This is a genomic window from Pantoea sp. UYEF8 (assembly GCF_040546285.1).
In the GTDB taxonomy this organism is placed as follows: domain Bacteria; phylum Pseudomonadota; class Gammaproteobacteria; order Enterobacterales; family Enterobacteriaceae; genus Pantoea; species Pantoea brenneri.
This window is the reverse complement of sequence record NZ_JBEPNM010000004.1, coordinates 534,580-550,897: the sequence shown is the minus strand read 5'-3', so window position 1 is coordinate 550,897 and position 16,318 is coordinate 534,580. Positions and strand designations below refer to the sequence as shown.

The 16,318-nt window shown below is 54.6% G+C and carries 18 protein-coding genes and 1 tRNA gene; 16 read left to right on the top strand and 3 right to left on the bottom strand.

Annotated features, from left to right (window positions below; genetic code table 11):
- The 6 genes from ABIB18_RS11430 to ABIB18_RS11405 all read left to right on the top strand — a co-directional run.
- The coding region (locus ABIB18_RS11430) for a phage tail tip fiber protein (RefSeq protein ID WP_354474161.1) at positions 1-1,902 on the top strand (1,902 nt) is incomplete at its 5' end.
- Complete coding sequence (locus ABIB18_RS11425) at positions 1,902-2,990, top strand: DUF6453 family protein (protein WP_354474029.1); 1,089 nt, start codon at positions 1,902-1,904, stop codon at positions 2,988-2,990. The genes ABIB18_RS11430 and ABIB18_RS11425, both read left to right, overlap by 1 nt.
- Before the next feature lie 61 nt (positions 2,991-3,051).
- Positions 3,052-4,266 carry a tail fiber domain-containing protein gene (locus ABIB18_RS11420; RefSeq protein WP_354474160.1) on the top strand — a complete coding sequence of 405 codons (1,215 nt, stop codon included), beginning with the start codon at positions 3,052-3,054 and terminating at the stop codon, positions 4,264-4,266.
- Positions 4,267-4,867: 601 nt separating this feature from the next.
- The gene (locus tag ABIB18_RS11415; RefSeq protein ID WP_354474159.1) at positions 4,868-5,032 is read left to right on the top strand and encodes a con-10 family general stress protein; all 165 of its coding nucleotides are present in this window, start codon (positions 4,868-4,870) and stop codon (positions 5,030-5,032) included.
- 183 nt (positions 5,033-5,215) lie between these two features.
- Entirely contained in the window at positions 5,216-5,455 is a 240-nt protein-coding gene (locus tag ABIB18_RS11410; protein ID WP_354474158.1) for a DNA polymerase V, read from the top strand.
- Between the two features lies 1 nt (position 5,456).
- Complete coding sequence (locus ABIB18_RS11405) at positions 5,457-5,780, top strand: LexA family protein (protein ID WP_069729875.1); 324 nt, start codon at positions 5,457-5,459, stop codon at positions 5,778-5,780.
- A 3-nt stretch (positions 5,781-5,783) separates the two neighbouring features.
- Here the strand turns inward: ABIB18_RS11405 and ABIB18_RS11400 are convergent, their stop codons facing one another.
- The 3 genes from ABIB18_RS11400 to ABIB18_RS11390 all read right to left on the bottom strand — a co-directional run bounded on the left by ABIB18_RS11400 (position 5,784) and on the right by ABIB18_RS11390 (position 8,199).
- Positions 5,784-6,956, bottom strand: a complete 1,173-nt coding sequence (locus ABIB18_RS11400; RefSeq protein WP_354474157.1) for a tyrosine-type recombinase/integrase — start codon at positions 6,954-6,956, stop codon at positions 5,784-5,786.
- Positions 6,957-7,119: 163 nt separating this feature from the next.
- Positions 7,120-7,194, bottom strand: a tRNA-Arg gene (locus ABIB18_RS11395).
- A gap of 75 nt (positions 7,195-7,269) precedes the next feature.
- The gene (locus ABIB18_RS11390; RefSeq protein ID WP_031375903.1) at positions 7,270-8,199 is read right to left on the bottom strand and encodes a formate/nitrite transporter family protein; all 930 of its coding nucleotides are present in this window, start codon (positions 8,197-8,199) and stop codon (positions 7,270-7,272) included.
- Between the two features lie 242 nt (positions 8,200-8,441).
- Here ABIB18_RS11390 and ccmA point away from each other — a divergent pair, with 242 nt between their 5' ends.
- The 10 genes from ccmA to mlaA all read left to right on the top strand — a co-directional run bounded on the left by ccmA (position 8,442) and on the right by mlaA (position 16,305).
- Positions 8,442-9,059 (top strand): cytochrome c biogenesis heme-transporting ATPase CcmA, encoded by a 618-nt coding sequence (gene ccmA / locus ABIB18_RS11385; protein WP_069729009.1) that lies wholly within the window; start codon positions 8,442-8,444, stop codon positions 9,057-9,059.
- Entirely contained in the window at positions 9,059-9,718 is a 660-nt protein-coding gene (gene ccmB / locus ABIB18_RS11380) for a heme exporter protein CcmB (RefSeq protein WP_354474156.1), read from the top strand. Before ccmA ends, ccmB begins: the two co-directional genes overlap by 1 nt.
- Positions 9,719-9,771: 53 nt before the next feature.
- Complete coding sequence (locus ABIB18_RS11375) at positions 9,772-10,512, top strand: heme ABC transporter permease (protein WP_046288510.1); 741 nt, start codon at positions 9,772-9,774, stop codon at positions 10,510-10,512.
- Positions 10,509-10,742 carry a heme exporter protein CcmD gene (gene ccmD, locus ABIB18_RS11370; RefSeq protein WP_031375906.1) on the top strand — a complete coding sequence of 78 codons (234 nt, stop codon included), beginning with the start codon at positions 10,509-10,511 and terminating at the stop codon, positions 10,740-10,742. Before ABIB18_RS11375 ends, ccmD begins: the two co-directional genes overlap by 4 nt.
- Positions 10,739-11,224, top strand: a complete 486-nt coding sequence (ccmE, locus tag ABIB18_RS11365) for a cytochrome c maturation protein CcmE (protein WP_031375907.1) — start codon at positions 10,739-10,741, stop codon at positions 11,222-11,224. The genes ccmD and ccmE overlap by 4 nt, the downstream gene beginning before the upstream one ends.
- Positions 11,221-13,179 (top strand): heme lyase CcmF/NrfE family subunit, encoded by a 1,959-nt coding sequence (locus ABIB18_RS11360; protein WP_031375908.1) that lies wholly within the window; start codon positions 11,221-11,223, stop codon positions 13,177-13,179. The genes ccmE and ABIB18_RS11360 overlap by 4 nt, the downstream gene beginning before the upstream one ends.
- Complete coding sequence (locus ABIB18_RS11355; protein WP_031375909.1) at positions 13,176-13,733, top strand: DsbE family thiol:disulfide interchange protein; 558 nt, start codon at positions 13,176-13,178, stop codon at positions 13,731-13,733. The genes ABIB18_RS11360 and ABIB18_RS11355 overlap by 4 nt, the downstream gene beginning before the upstream one ends.
- Positions 13,730-14,185 (top strand): cytochrome c-type biogenesis protein, encoded by a 456-nt coding sequence (locus ABIB18_RS11350; protein WP_031375910.1) that lies wholly within the window; start codon positions 13,730-13,732, stop codon positions 14,183-14,185. The genes ABIB18_RS11355 and ABIB18_RS11350 overlap by 4 nt, the downstream gene beginning before the upstream one ends.
- On the top strand, positions 14,185-15,396 hold the full coding sequence (ccmI, locus tag ABIB18_RS11345; protein ID WP_354474155.1) for a c-type cytochrome biogenesis protein CcmI: 1,212 nt from the start codon (positions 14,185-14,187) through the stop codon (positions 15,394-15,396). The genes ABIB18_RS11350 and ccmI overlap by 1 nt, the downstream gene beginning before the upstream one ends.
- A 144-nt stretch (positions 15,397-15,540) precedes the next feature.
- The gene (gene mlaA / locus ABIB18_RS11340) at positions 15,541-16,305 is read left to right on the top strand and encodes a phospholipid-binding lipoprotein MlaA (protein ID WP_031375912.1); all 765 of its coding nucleotides are present in this window, start codon (positions 15,541-15,543) and stop codon (positions 16,303-16,305) included.
- Positions 16,306-16,318: the final 13 nt, after the last annotated feature.

The following is a 16,318-nucleotide window of genomic DNA, read 5'->3' as shown; positions in this document are numbered from 1 at the left end:
AAGGCAAGCATCCTTGAATCAATGCTTTCTGCATGCTCTGGAGAGGCTACTTATATCGCGGGCAAGCACGGCATTCTGGTTGGTGCTTATTACGGGCCAGCGACAGAAGAGATCACTGAAAGTCAGCTGGCGGGCGATATTGAAATCATGCCCGAGGTATCTCAGTCTGAGCGTGTGAATACCATCAAAGGGACATTCACTGACCCGGAGCAACGATTCGCTGAGGTGGATTTTCCGACGGTCTCTGTTGCTGAATGGGTTGCGGAAGACGGCGTTGAAATTTCTCAGGACCTCAAGCTTCGCTTTGTGACGTCTGAATTTCAGGCTCAGCGGTTGGCTGACATTAAGCTAAAGCGTACTCGCATATCCCGGACCATGAACGTTACGCTGAACCTGAGCGGATATCGTTATCGACCGGGAATGTATGTGAAGGTTAACTTTCCTTCACTGGGGATTGTCGGCGTTGAGATGCGTGTAACGGACTGGAGATTCGGCGTTCAGAATGGCGTACAACTCACACTCAAGCAGGAAACAGCCGGGGTATGGGGTGACGCAATTGGGAAGCCTATCGATCGCCCTCCATTCACGCAATTGCCAACTGGCGGGGTGGCTCAGCCACAGAACCTGAAATACACCGTTGAAGAAATCGGTCAGGTAGTTCAGGGGGTGCTTTCATGGCAGAACGTGGGTCAGTATGTTTATAACCAGGTCCTTATCAGGAAAGACGGACAGCTGGTTTTATCGGTGCAGGTTCCTGGCTCATTTACCCGCCTCACCGGACTACTGCGGGACACGTACACAGCGCATGTCATAGCGGTTAACCAGATGGGGGCCCAGTCTCCTGAGGCATACCTTGAATTCAGTATCGAAGCGCCGCCACCACCTTCTGCAGTGGATCAGAAACAGGGCTATTTTTCTGTAACTCTCATCCCTCGCATTAATGAGATAACCAACGTCTCAACACAGTTCGACTTCTGGACTTCAGGCCTGACTCAGCTACCTAATGCCAACCAGTCCACGGTGGAAGGCAATGCAAGTCGTGCCGGCATCGGAAGTAACTGGACAGCTTACGAACTGAAAATTGGCCCTACGTATTACTGGTATGTGAGAACCATAAATGCCTTTGGGACCTCTGCGTTTGTAGAGGTGCCAGTTGTTTGCAACACAGATACCGGTGAGTTGATTGACTACATCGATAATCAGATCCGCAAGTCAGAAGCATTTGACCGGCTCACTTCATCCATTGATACGAGTGTCGATGCAATCCTGCAGAATGCCCTTAACCTTGATGCCTCTGTGGATCATCAGTTTGAGGCTTACGGTCGAAACCGAGCCGACATCATTACTGTCCGTCAGACCATTGCCACCATTGACAGCGCCTATGCTCAGAAATTTGAGCAGATTCAGGCCCAGTCAGACCAGAACACTGCGTCAGTGCAGCAGGTCTCCAGTGCTTACGCTGACCTCAGCGGCAAGCTTTCGGCTCAGTGGGGCGTGAAGGTTCAGATTGACAGGAATGGGACTAAATATGTCGCTGGCATGCAGCTTGGGGTTGAAGGCAACGGCGGGTCCACTCAATCATTTGCACTCTTTAGCGCAGATACATTCGCAATCTACAACACAAGTACCCTTGGCTATCAACTGGCCTTCACTGCAGTAAATGGCCAGGTCTTCATTAATGACGCGCTTATCAACTACGCCTCTATAACCCTCGCCAAAGTGGGATCATGGTACTCAGCAAACTATGTAGCTGGCAGATCAGGAACAATCATGAGGAGTGATGGTTCTTTTGAACTGTACGGAGGCTCTGGCCGCTCTGGAGGTAGCGTGTTCAATGAAACTGGAATGGCCGTTTACGACGCTAACGGAGTGGAAAGGTTTAAAGCGGGGAAACTCAACTAATGGCTGATATTTATGGGGTTCGTATCACTCCCGACGATGGAGGCAAACAAATCATACTGGACGCCTCAATGCGTTACGCATCATATCTTGGTAGCGCGTCCATGCTGGCAAACACCGGGTCAGTGGGTGGGTTTAAGCCTCAGCCCGCCAACAGCAAGGCGCTGATAGTGCCACGAAATCTGGTTCGGGTGTATCCAGGCAGCAATCCTGCCGGACCGCCTATGGCATATGTTCGCAGCATGTCTTTTAACGGCAGCGCTCTTGTTTACGATGCAAAGTTCACCGATCCGGATGGCGGCAAACCATTACCTACCGATGAGGCGGGGTTTTCTGATGTATTTTCTGTCTCATACGCTGAAAACCCTTCAGTGGAATATGGAGCGAGAATCACCAACGGTTCAAACTTTATGGAGATAGGCGACACATCGTATCTTGGATTTGTAACCTACAGAGCCGTCATCAATATAAATGGGTCGTGGAGCATCCCGTCAGAAATTGTAAATCTCGGGAATTATATTGTATTTGCGCGATGGTCAAATACAAATAACCCGCTATATCTGGACCGAGGAAGTAATGCCATTAAGTCATATACGGCATTTGGAAGCATCGAAGGATCAATGGAGGGTGGTATAGTTAATAATGTTCAGGTGGTAATTGTCTCCTGCGGGTTCTCTCCCTCACTTCCCGTTTCTGGCTATGGGATGGTTATTCGAAACGCCTCAAATCAAGTCACGTATTCCAGCAAATATCCACCCGTAATGTGGCCTGACGCCTACTACGATTTCGGGTTTTATGAGAGCTATGACGGCTCTTCGGGTGAGGTGCTGTCATGGGTTAACCCTACTGGCGCTGTATCTCAACCAATGGTCCCGCTTTGTAGCCTCGGCCTGCAACGCGGCGATTACAGCAGGGATAATAACGGGTACAGCTTCAGAAAATGCTTAGAGTCTGGCTTAAAGATGAATGGCAATGCTATTTCAACAGCAAGAGCCAAGACTACAGGACGGGAGGTGGTTGTTTACCAGTACCCTAAAGCGGTACAGGCGGCGTGCCAATTACCTTGCATCGAAGCATCATATTATTTTTGAAAACCCCCGTATAACTATATAACCGGCCACCGCGCCGGTTTTTTATTGCCCGGAGAAAGCTATGCCAGCAGGTACAATCACATTAACTAATAACTCCGCCACCGTTACCGGCTCCGGAACAAGCTTTACATCTGAGTTGAAGGCGAATGACTTCATCATTACTACTGTGGGAGGAGTCACTTACACGCTTGCTGTGCGATCTGTTAACTCCGCTACCGGCCTGACGCTGATTACCGCTTACAATGGACCCACAACATCAGGTGTAGCATGGACGGCTTTACCTAACGGAGCAATGGTAGGCATTCCAGCTCAGACTGCTGCTGATACTGCCATGGCTATTCGTGGGCTAAATCTCGACAAGACCAACTGGCAGCAGGTTTATAGTGCATCAGGAAATATTACAGTCACTTTGAAAGATGGCAGCCAGTACAGTGGCCCATCATGGAAAAGCCTGGCAACCTCACTCAGCGGGCTGGGAGATTCTGCAACTAGAAATGTTGGGACAACAGCTGGAACAGTAGCGGCGGGGAATGATTCTCGACTTTCTACTGTTAACAATAAAACCGGGGGTGCGATCACTTCAGCAGTTACAATCACAGCGGCTGTTAATGCGTTAACTATCGATGGTCGCCAGACTGAATCTTCAGGCAATGTCAACAACAGGCTGCAGGTGTTAGGATCATCTTCAACATGGGATATTTTTCCTCAATACTATCTGGTATCTGGGCAGTATCACTGCTTCCGTCTTGTGCAGAATAATACGGAAACTTTTCGAGCCAACAGCAATGGATCTTGTTACGCGGTATCTTTCAATCCCACCTCAGATTCAAATTTAAAATTCAATAAAGAACTTTTAACTGATGCGCTCATCAATACGATGACCACGCGCGGGATGAGTTATGACATTCAGAATGAGCGTAAGGTAGGTATTATTGCGCAGGATGTTGAAAAGTTTATGCCAGAAGCAGTGGTTATAAACGCCAACCCTGTCGTCCTCGAAGATGGAACTATTCTGGAAGAGACAAAGTCTCTCGATTACAGCGCTATAGCTGGCCTGCATACCGAAGCGCTGAAAGATATAGTTAAGCTTATGCTGCTTTGCCTGGAAAACCCAGGGGAAGCAAAAGCACAACTTCAGACTCTTGTTTCTTCTATCAACAACTCATTGGCAGATGAAAACAAAACTGACATGAAAATGGAATGGGCTTTGCTTAACCCTCCCGTCTCATCTCCAGACGAAGTGACTGAAGACAACCCCTCAGAAGGTGAAGCGTAAAAAAGCCCCGGCGACAGGCCAGAGCGAACCACTCCAGTCTCAGCAGGCTGCAGGGTGGGTCAGGTAAGGGTGGATGCTGGGAGCAGCAGCACAAAAAATGCCCGCACGAAGCGGGCCAATCAGCATCTTCTCGATTTGTTGTTATGGGTACCACTGCGTTTGCAGTGGCATGGATTTTTACGGCCTGGTTGATGAATTCTTAAGCTGCGGCATGCAAAAAAATACCCGTCACTCCAATGAAAGAGACAGGTACAAGGGGAGGTGAAGCGTTCGAACGCGCAAAGGCATTCTGTTGTTTTAGGCTCTCTACTGTGCTTGCAAGAAGGACGTAGGGTGGATTTCACTTCTTGCCGGATGGGAGTTGCATCCATTCACCTTCCACATTAAAAATTTTATTCATAAACAATTCAACAACAAGCGTAAGCGGTAAAAAAATTCAGTTCGAAGAATTATGTTGACCTATCGTTCGGAGAAGTTAGGAAAGCCTGCTCGTTAAGTAATTTAGTACCGCAAGTAACCCGATGAGAAACATCTTGTACTGCCAGCAAGATTTTTAAAAGTATCCTATGCTTAAAAAGCCCTTAATTTATTAGAGATTATTATGACTAGTCACAGAGGTGGAGCAGGTAATTTCGCGGCCAATCCAGAGAGAGCTGTAGAGGCCGGACGAAAGGGAGGAGCCATCAGTGGAGGAAACTTCAAGAATGACCCAGAGCGGGCAGTTATCGCAGGTCGAAAAGGCGGTATTAAAAGCCATAGAAAGTAATTGTTTGTAAGTTAGGATGCTGTGAAGTCCAGCCTCACAGCATCTGAAGAAAAAACTGCCTTATCTCGAATTCTCAGCAACTACCCCTCCTTTACAAATCACACAACTGGTCAGCCTTGATCAAAACCACCGATCGATATTACTGTTTATGCATACAGTTTTTATCAATGGAGGATTTTCATCATGGCGCGTACCGACGACATTCTTTTTGCATTCACTCAGTCCATCAAGATGGAGGAGAGTGGCAGGAGAACCATAACTACGCGTGACTTCGTTGCCGCGCTTGAGCGTTTCAATTGGCACATGTCACTACGTGAAGCTAATCAGTGGATCGAGAATTACACCCATAATTTTCGTGATATTTCCACAGAAGAGGGCGAGGCCCGTACCTTCCAGATGTTCAACCCGAACGGGGGTATCTGACATGGGCTTTCCATCTCCTGCGCAGGACCATATTGAGCACCGACTTAACCTGAACGATATTCTGATGCCGAACCCGGCCAATATGATGCGCGTTGAAACGCCGGAAGGTTTCGTACTGGTAGACCGTTCTGCCCGGATGAAGCCAGGCGACACCGTTGCATATCAGCTTGAGGATTACCCGCAGATTGGGAAATTGTTCCCCAGCGGCATCATCACTCAGGATGGCGAGACGATCGACGGTCAGGGACTTGATGGGGTAGTGGTGCTGGGAAAGGTTACGGCCGAAGTGCTGGCTGTGTATGAGCCCTACCGGCCGACGATTTAGGCGTTAAGCGTCTTTTCCATCAAGCCAGTCCGCCCAGTGCTGCATCATCTCTCTGCGGTTGTTGAGGTACTGGGCGTGGTTATAAATGCCTCGGGTTCCTTGTGAGTTAACGTGGGCCAGCTGCGCCTCAATAGCATCGCTGTTCCAGTGCATCTCATTCATGACAGTACTGAACTGGTGCCGGAAGCCGTGGCCACTGGTCTGGCCCTCATATCCGATGCGTCGAATCACGCCCAGCACGGTGTTTTCACTGATTGGCTTCTTCTGGTCCGTGCGACCGGGGAAGCACAGTGCGTACTGGCCGGTGACTTTCTTCAGAAAGGTGAGCAACTCCACCACCTGGCTGGACATTGGCACGATGTGAATGCGGCGCCCCTTCATTACTTCGGCATCAATCGTGATGAGCCTGGTCTCAAAGTCGACGTTCGCCCATGCCATCGATCGCAGCTCTTTGGTGCGCAGGGCAGTGTAATGAAGAACCTGCGCTGCAATCTTTGCGATCACGCTGCCACCATACCCCTCAAGCGCCTTGTGGAAATCGCGTATGCGGTTAATAGGCAGGAAAGGGTAGTTCTCTTTTCTGTACCCACGCAGGGCATCCACAAGGTCAGGTGCAGGATTGTACTTTGCCCGCCCGGTTACGATCGCATACCGGAAAACCTCGCCACACCTCCTCCTTGCCTTATCCGCTCTCTCCATCGCGCCACGCTCTTCGAACAGGCGGATAACCTTCAGCAACACCATCGGCTCAACTTCTTCCATCTTCATATGACCAATGATCGGCAGGATGTCGTCAGTGAACATTCTGTGCAGCTCGTCAGCGTAGCCAGGCGACCAGACCTTAGACTTGTGGGCATACCACTCTTTGAAGATGTCGCCGAAGGTATCAGCATCCTCCTCCTTCTCTTTCTTCTTGAGTGACTGCTTCTGTTCTGCAGGGTCGACGCCGGCCAGGAGCTTCATCTTTGCTTCAGACTGCCGGGCACGCGCCTCAGTCAGGGATATCTCCGGATAGGGACCGATGACGAGCGTCTTCTCTTTCCCATCAAACCGGTACCGCAGGCGCCACACCTTTTTACCGGTCGGTGGAATGAACAGGAACAGACCCGCAGAATCCGCCAGGCGATATGACTTTTCTTTAGGGCGTGCAGCATCAATCTGCTTGACGGTCAGCATGTGGGCATAATTCCGGGCATAGTTTTTGGTGTGCCCACAATATGCCCGCAAAAAGTCGGCGTAGTCAATTCGTGTCGGTTCGCGTCGGTTGAGTATGATTGATTGCGGAGCGCAGTACTGAAGGGGTTTTGTTCGTGTCGGTGGAGGCGGGTTCTGTAGAATGTGGTGTCCCCTGCAGGAATCGAACCTGCAACTAGCCCTTAGGAGGGGCTCGTTATATCCATTTAACTAAGAGGACGACGGCGCGCAGTATAGCGCAGATAGGCGCAGAAATTCACTACGACGCCGTGCGTTTGCTCATTCCGACAGCAACTTAACCGTTTTGCTCTTCACGCTGACGGCGCTTCTCCTGCTTTTTTTGATCGGCCTTGGCTTTGGCGACCGCCGCTTCGCTCATGTCATTGCGGATCTGCGCATGGCTGATCAGGGCAAAAATCAGGGTGCCGCCGGTAATGTTACCTAACAGCGTAGGCAGGGCGAATGGCCAGAAAAATTCGTGCCAGGGAATACTGCCATTAAACACAAGATAGAGCACTTCCACCGAACCAACCACGATATGCGCCAGATCGCCCAGCGCTACCAGCCAGGTCATCATCACAATCACCACCAGTTTGGCACCGCCGGCTGAAGGGAACATCCACACCATAGTGGCGATAATCCAGCCGGAGATCACCGCATTGGCAAACATCTCGCCAGGGGTGTTTTCCATCACCTTCATGCTGATGTTGGTAAACGCCTGACGGGTCGCATCATCAAAAATCGGCATCTCATTAAACGCCAGCGCGCCCAGCGCGGTGCCAATCAGGTTGCCCAGCAGCACAAAGCCCCACAAACGCAGCAGCAGACCGACATTTCCCCAGGTCGGTTTATGCATCACCGGTAATACCGCCGTCACGGTGTTCTCGGTAAACAGCTGCTGGCGCGCCATAATGACAATCACAAAACCAAACGTGTAACCGAGATTTTCCAGTAAAAATGCGCCGGGTACTCCGTCGAGATGAACCTGGAAAATCCCTTTCGCCATCAGCGAGGCGCCCATCGATAATCCAGCCGCAATGGCTGACCAGAGCAGGGCCATGCCGTCGCGCTCCAGCTCTTTTTCCCCATCCTGACGGATCTCTTCATGTATCGCCGCCGCACGTGAAGGTAACGCCTCCTCATCGACTTCTATTTCCGTTCCCTCGTCCTTTTCATCGCTTTCAACGTCATTGTGACCCTGTTGGTTACCTGATGAAGGCTTCATATTTTCTCCTGGTGATAGTGCTGTGGCGTAATAAGCGTAGCTGCTTTTTATTTGCCGATAATGTAACGGTCGATATGAATAAGCGTAACAAGCTTTTTCGCGGCTGCATTTTTAAGCAAACAGCGTGGCGGACCGCACATATCGCCTCCTGACGGTCGGTCTCAACGGCGGTGCAGACTTCGGCCCACAGCAACATTATGGTATTATCCTGGCCTCTTTTTAGCTGGTGCGATTCCCCCTTCATGTTGGAAATCATTACGCTCTCTTGTGTTCGCGATGAACGGACGCTGTTCCATCGGCTGTCGTTCAGCGTCAAAGCAGGTGACATTGTGCAGATTGAGGGACCGAACGGCGCCGGTAAGACCTCGCTGTTGCGCTTGCTGGCGGGATTAAGCCGGGCAGAACAGGGCGAGATTCGCTGGCACGATCGGCCGATCCAGCAGCAGCGCGAACGCTGGCACGCATCGATGCTCTATCTGGGGCATCATCCCGGCGTGAAAGCCGTGCTCTCCCCACTGGAAAATTTGCGCTTTTACCATCCTGACTGCGACGACGCGCAGATTTTTGCTGCGCTGGAAAGCGTCGATCTGCTGGGTTACGAAGAAGTGCCGGTGGCGCAGCTGTCGGCAGGCCAGCAGCGGCGGGTGGCGCTGGCGCGTTTGTGGCTGAGTCGCGCCACCTTGTGGATTCTGGATGAACCGCTGACTGCCATCGACAAAACGGGCATCGAAAAATTAATGATGAAATTTGCTCAGCATGCCGATAACGGCGGGGCGGTGATCCTGACGACCCATCAGGACTTGCCCGGCCAGACGGCGCGGGTGCGTAAAATTCGCCTGAGCGCGACGGAGTTAATCTGATGCTGTTGCGCCTCATCCAGCGTGAATTGCGTATTGCCTTTCGTGGCGGGGCCGATGTGGTTAATCCGCTGTGGTTTTTTCTGATCGTCATTACCCTGTTTCCGCTGGGTATCGGACCCGATCCGCAACAGCTGGCGCGCATTGCGCCCGGTGTCGCCTGGGTCGCCGCGCTGCTGGCATCGCTGCTGGCGCTGGAGCGGCTGTTTCGCGATGATTTTATCGATGGCTCACTTGAGCAACTGCTGTTGCTGCCGACGCCACTGCCGGTCACGGTGCTGGGGAAAGTGATTGCGCACTGGCTGGTAACCGGTTTGCCGCTGATTGTGCTGTCGCCGCTGGCGGCACTGCTGTTATCGCTCGATTTTAATGGCTGGTGGGCAATGGCGTTAACGCTGTTGGTCGGTACGCCGACCCTGAGTTTTCTCGGGGCGATCGGCGTCGGGTTAACCGTCGGTTTACGGCGAGGCGGCGTACTGCTGAGCCTGCTGGTGCTGCCGCTGTCGATTCCGGTGCTGATTTTCGCCAGCGCGGCGATTGAGGCCGCCGGGCAGGGCTTACCGATTGGCGGCTATCTGGCGATCCTCGGGGCGATGCTGCTGGTCAGCGCCACCCTGTCACCGTTTGCTACTGCGGCGGCGCTGCGGATTACCCTGCAATGACCGCGTCTGACCGGCGCGGCGACCCATAATTTACCGAAATGTGAGTGGCTGATATGTGGAAAGCGTTACATCAACTGGGGAAACCCGAGCGGCTCTATCAGTGGTCTGGTCGGCTGATACCCTGGTTCGCCGTGACGGGCCTGGCGTCGTTGCTGTTAGGGTGGATCTGGGGATTTGGTTACGCACCGGCTGATTATCAGCAGGGCGACAGTTTCCGCATTATCTATATCCACGTTCCGGCCGCGATGTGGTCGATGGGCATCTACGCCTCGATGGCGATTGCCGCTTTTTGCGGACTGGTGTGGCAGCTGAAGATGGCCGATCTGGCCTCTGCCGCGATGGCACCGGTCGGCGCGGTGTTCACCTTTATTGCGCTGGTTACCGGCTCGGCGTGGGGCAAACCGATGTGGGGCACCTGGTGGATCTGGGATGCGCGCCTCACCTCGGAGCTGGTGCTGCTGTTCATCTATATGGGGGTGATTGCGCTCTATCACGCCTTTGATGACCGCCGTACTGCCGGTCGTGCCGCCGGTATCCTGATTCTGGTTGGCGTGGTGAATCTGCCGATCATTCACTTCTCGGTACAGTGGTGGAATACCCTGCATCAGGGCTCGTCCGGCATACTGCAGCAGGCCATTGCGCCGGTGATGCGCACCCCGCTGCGCTGGTCGATTCTCGGTTACCTGCTGCTGTTTCTCACCCTGACCCTGATGCGGTTACGTAATCTGATTTTATTAACCGAACGCCATCGTCCGTGGGCGATCGGCGTGGCAAACAAGGGAGAGAAAGCATGACGCCGGCATTTTCGTCATGGCACGCCTTCTTCGCCATGGGCGGTTACGCCTTCTATGTCTGGCTGGCCGTCGCCTGCACCTTAATTCCGCTGATCGGTCTGGTGTTGCATACCCTGCTGACACGACGCCGTTTACTGGCAGAGATCCGCCAGCGCGAGGCGCGCGAACGTCGCATCCGGACAGCGAAGAGTAAAAAAGCCGCCGCTGAAGCGGCAGGAGAAAGCCTGTGAATATCCGTCGACGTAATCGTCTGTATGCCGTGCTGGCGATTCTGATCGGCCTCAGCCTGGCCACGGCGCTGGTGATGTATGCGCTGCGCTCGAACATCGATCTGTTTTATACCCCAAGTGAGATCCTGTATGGCAAAGGCGAGGCGCATGAAGTTCCGGAACCGGGACAACGGCTGCGTGTCGGCGGCATGGTGATGCCGGGCAGCGTCAAACGCGATCCCAACACGCTTGCGGTGTCGTTCAAACTTTATGATGCCAGCGGCGTGGTGAGCGTCAGTTTTGAAGGGATTTTGCCGGACCTGTTCAGAGAAGGGCAGGGCGTGGTCGCGCAAGGAGTGCTGGAGACTGGCAACCGGATTATCGCCAAAGAAGTGCTGGCGAAGCACGATGAAAAATATACGCCGCCGGAGATTGAAGACGCGATGAAGAAAAATCACAACGGCCCGCAGTCGCTGTATCAGCCGGGAAAACAGTCATCATGATGCCGGAAATCGGAACCTTTCTGCTCTGCCTGGCGCTGGGCATTGCACTGCTGCTCAGCACCTATCCGCTGTGGGGCGCGGTGCGCCAGGATGCCCGCCTGATGGCGATGGCGCGTCCGCTGGCTGCCGGCCTGTTCGTGCTGATTGCAGCCGCATTTTTGCTGCTGGTCTGGGCCTTCATTGCCAATGATTTTACCGTCAGCTATGTTGCCACCAACTCCAACAGCCTGCTGCCGATCTATTACCGCATCGCCGCCACCTGGGGCGCCCATGAAGGTTCACTGCTGTTGTGGGTGCTGCTGCTGAGTACCTGGACCGTGGCGGTCGCGATCTTCAGTCGCGGCATGCCGCAGGATGCGCTGGCACGCGTGCTGGCGGTGATGGGAATGATTAACCTCGGTTTCCTGCTGTTTATCCTGCTGACCTCAAATCCCTTCAGCCGCACCTTGCCCGATTTCCCGATTGATGGACACGATCTGAACCCAATGCTGCAGGATATCGGTCTGATCTTCCATCCGCCGCTGCTCTATATGGGCTATGTCGGATTCTCGGTGGCGTTTGCCTTTGCTATTGCCTCATTGATGGCCGGACGGCTCGACACCGCCTGGGCTCGCTGGTCACGCCCATGGACCACCGCGGCCTGGGTGTTTCTTACCATCGGCATCGTGCTCGGTTCGGCCTGGGCCTATTACGAACTGGGCTGGGGTGGCTGGTGGTTCTGGGATCCGGTAGAAAATGCCTCGTTCATGCCGTGGCTGGCGGGCACCGCGTTAATGCACTCGCTGGCGGTCACTGAAAAGCGTGGCACCTTTAAAGCCTGGACGGTGCTGCTGGCGATTACGGCCTTTTCGCTCAGCCTGCTCGGGACTTTTTTGGTACGTTCCGGGGTGCTGGTTTCGGTGCACTCATTTGCCTCCGATCCGGCGCGCGGCATGTTTATCCTCGCCTTCCTGGTGATTGTGATTGGCAGTTCGCTGCTGCTGTACGCTATCAAGGGCGGAAAAGTGCGTAGCCGGGTGCAGAATGAAACCTGGTCACGGGAATCTTTCCTGCTCGGTAACAATGTCTTGCTGATTGCCGCCATGCTGGTGGTGCTGCTCGGCACGCTGTTGCCGCTGGTGCATAAGCAGCTCGGACTGGGCAGCATCTCGGTGGGTGAGCCGTTCTTTAACACCATGTTCAGCTGGCTGATGGCGCCGTTTGCCCTGCTGCTGGGGATTGGACCGCTGGTGCGCTGGCGTCGTGACGAGCCACAGAAACTGGCGAAACGACTGGCGCTGGCGCTGATCGTGACGCTGGCCGGTTCGATAGTGATCCCGTGGTGGTTACAGGATCGTATTGCCGCCATGACTGTGGTCGGGCTGATGATGTCGCTGTGGATCATTGTGCTGACGCTGCTGGAACTGCATGAGCGCGCCACCCATCGCCATACCTTCTTTGCCGGGCTGCGTCATCTCTCGCGCAGTCACTGGGGCATGGTACTGGGCCATCTTGGCGTGGGCGTAACGGTGATTGGCATTGCCTTCAGCACCCAGTACAGCGTAGAGCGCGATGTGCGGATGAAGGCCGGCGACAGCGTGGACATTCATCATTACCACTTTGTTTTTCGTGGTGTGCAGAACCTGCAGGGCCCTAACTATAGCGGCGGTTCAGGTGTGATCGACGTGACGCGCAACGGCAAACCGGAAGCGACGCTGCAGGCTGAAAAGCGTTTTTATACTGCCGCACGCACCATGATGACCGAAGCGGCGATTGACGGCGGTTTCAGCCGCGATCTCTACGCGGCGTTAGGCGAAGAGCTGGATGATGGTGGCTGGGCAGTGCGGATCTATTACAAACCCTTTGTGCGCTGGATCTGGTTCGGCGGCCTGTTGATGGCGCTGGGTGGCCTGTTCTGCCTGTGTGATCCTCGCTATCGCGCCCGCAAAAAAACGGTCCCTCAGGAGCTGGCATGAATAAGAAAATCCTGTTTATCCCGCTGGTGCTGTTTCTGCTGCTGGCGGCGGCGCTGCTGTGGCAGCTGGCGCGCAATGCCGACGGTGACGATCCGACCCGACTGGAATCGGCGCTGATTGGCAAGCCGGTGCCGCTGTTCAGGCTGGAAGCGCTCGATCAGCCGGGTAAAGTTTACGATCAGCAGGTGCTGACCGACGGCAAACCGATACTGCTTAACGTCTGGGCCACCTGGTGCCCGACCTGTCGGGCCGAACATCACTACCTTAATAGCCTGGCGGAGCAGGGCATTCGGGTGGTCGGGCTGAACTACAAAGACGATCGCAACAAAGCGGTCAGCTGGCTGAATACGCTGGGTAACCCGTATGCGCTCAGCCTGTATGACGGCAACGGGATGCTCGGGCTGGATCTCGGCGTCTACGGCGCACCAGAAACCTTCCTGATCGATGGCAAAGGCATCATCCGCTATCGCCATGCAGGCGATCTGAATGAGCGCGTCTGGCAGCAGGAAGTGAAGCCGTTGTGGATCAAATACAGTAAGGAGGCGGGAGCATGAGGCGTCTGTTACTGCTGGTCTGTGGGCTGCTGTTCAGCTTTAGCCTGTGGGCGTCTATCGATACCCTGCAGTTCGATTCAGTGGCGCAGGAAGAACAATACCGCGATCTGACCGCCTCGCTGCGCTGCCCGAAATGCCAGAACAACAGCATCGCCGACTCGAACGCGATGATTGCGGCGGATATGCGACTCAAGGTCTATCAGCTAATGAAGCAGGGCCAGGACCGTCAGCAAATTATCGATTACATGGTGGCGCGTTACGGCAACTTCGTCACTTATCAGCCGCCGGTTACGCCGTCTACCCTGATTTTATGGGTCGGACCGGCGCTGTTCGTGCTGCTGGGCGGATGCGTTATCGTGCTGCGCAGTCGCCAGCGTAAAACCCGCAGCGAGCTGGATGAAGATGAACAACAGCGTCTTGATGCGCTACTGAAGTCAGACAGGAAGCCGTAATGAGTGCATTTTGGATCACCCTTTTACTGTTGTTGCTGGCAGCCTGTGTATTGTTCCTTGCCGCAGGCTGGCGGCAGCGGCAAGCCAGCGCTGGCGATCGCGATCGCCTCAATCAGCGCTTCTATCATCAGCGTCTGAGCGAACTGGCGGAAGATGAAGAGCAGGGCGTGGTGGCGGAGCGGCCGGTCATGGAGCGGGAGCTGCAACAGACGCTGCTGGCCGATATTCCGCCCACCCAGACCGCACAGGCGCACAGCAGCAGCCGCTGGATATTACTGCCCGGCCTGATTGTGCTGCTGCTGGTGTCGCTGGGGACCTATCTGAAAGTCGGCGGCCTGGCGCAGCTGACCGGCTGGATGCAGGTGCAGCAGGACTATCCTGCCTTACGGGCACGGCTGATGGACCCGGCGGCGAAGCCGCTGACGATGGAGGAGCTGGCGCGGTTGCAGCTCGGGCTGCGCAGTGCACTGCAGTCGGAACCGGACAACCTTAACGACTGGACCATGCTGGGACGGCTCGGCATGGTGCTGAATAACGCCAGCATCGCCAGCCAGGCGTTTGAACGGGCTTTGCAGCTTGCACCTAACGATCCCGGCCTGAAGCAGGATTACGCCGAAGTGCTGACCCGCTCCAGCGATCCGCAGGATAATCGCCAGGCGGCGCTGCTGCTGCACGAATTGCTTAAGGCCGATCGGCACAACCTGCGTACTCTGGGCCTGCTGGCGTTTAATGCTTTCGAGCAGCAGCAATATGATCAGGCGATTGATGCCTGGAAAACGCTGCTGACGCTGTTACCGGCTAACGATGAGCGGCGTGTGATGATCGCCCGCAGCATTGAGCAGGCCAAAACCGCGGCCGGGCAACAGAGCAGCCAGCTGGCACTCAGTATCAGCCTGACGCCGCAGGCAGAAAAAATATTACCGCAAGGCGGAGTGTTGTATATTTCTGTCACTGACGGTGTTTCGCCGGTGCCGGTGGCGGTAAAACGCCTGCCGCTCAGCCACTTTCCGTTATCGCTGACGCTGGATGACAGCAATGCGATGATGCCGGATCGCCTGTTGTCGGCGCAGCATCAGCTTCAGGTGCGGGCGCGCATTTCCCGCGACGGCAGTGCCAACGCGCGTTCGGGTGACTGGTTTGGCCTGAGTGCGGTTATGCCCTGGGACGGCCATCAGCAGATGGCAGTAGAAATAAATCAACAGCAGCCCTGAGCGCGGGATCCGACGACGCTCAGGCAGATCCTGTCTCACCCCAGGCTGACGTAAAGTTAGCTATGCTGAGGGTATGCAGGTTCGTTAATGGACTGCCGCCTGAAGGGTGAGCAGACTTTTTTTCATCCGCACAGGGAGATTGGAATGAATTATCGCCTGACCAGCCTGGCTGTTGCCAGCGTTCTTCTGGTGGGTTGTGCCAGTTCGAAGCCGGCGAATGACGAACCTGCTCAGCGCAGCGATCCGTTCGAAGGCTTTAACCGCACGATGTTCAACTTTAACTACAACGTGCTCGATCCCTATGTGCTTCGCCCGGTAGCCGTCGCCTGGCGCGACTATGTACCGGTGCCAGCCCGCACCGGCCTGAGTAATTTTCTCGGTAACCTCGAAGAACCCGCCAGCATGGTTAACGCCATTCTGGTCGGTAACGGCCGTGATGCGGGTATTCACTTCACCCGTTTCTTCCTGAACAGCGTGCTGGGGCTGGGCGGCTTCATTGATGTGGCCGGTAAAGCTAATCCGGAGCTGGCGCGTGAAGAGCCGCACCGTTTCGGCACCACGCTGGGCCACTATGGCGTCGGCTATGGTCCTTACGTTGAACTGCCGGCTTACGGCAGCTTTACCGTCCGTCAGGATGGTGGCGACTACGTCGATACCCTCTATCCGATTCTCGGCTGGCTGACCTGGCCGATGTCGATTGGTAAATGGACGCTGGAAGGGATTGAGACGCGGGCACAGCTGCTCGACTCGGATGCCATCCTCAAACAGCAAAGCGATCCATACGCCTTTATTCGCAACGCCTACTTCCAGCGTCACGATTTCCTGGCGCGCGGTGGCAAGCTCAAACCGGAAGAGAACCCGAACGCAGCCGCGATTCAGGACGATCTGCAGGATATTGACGCGCAGTAAGGTGCGGTTTTTA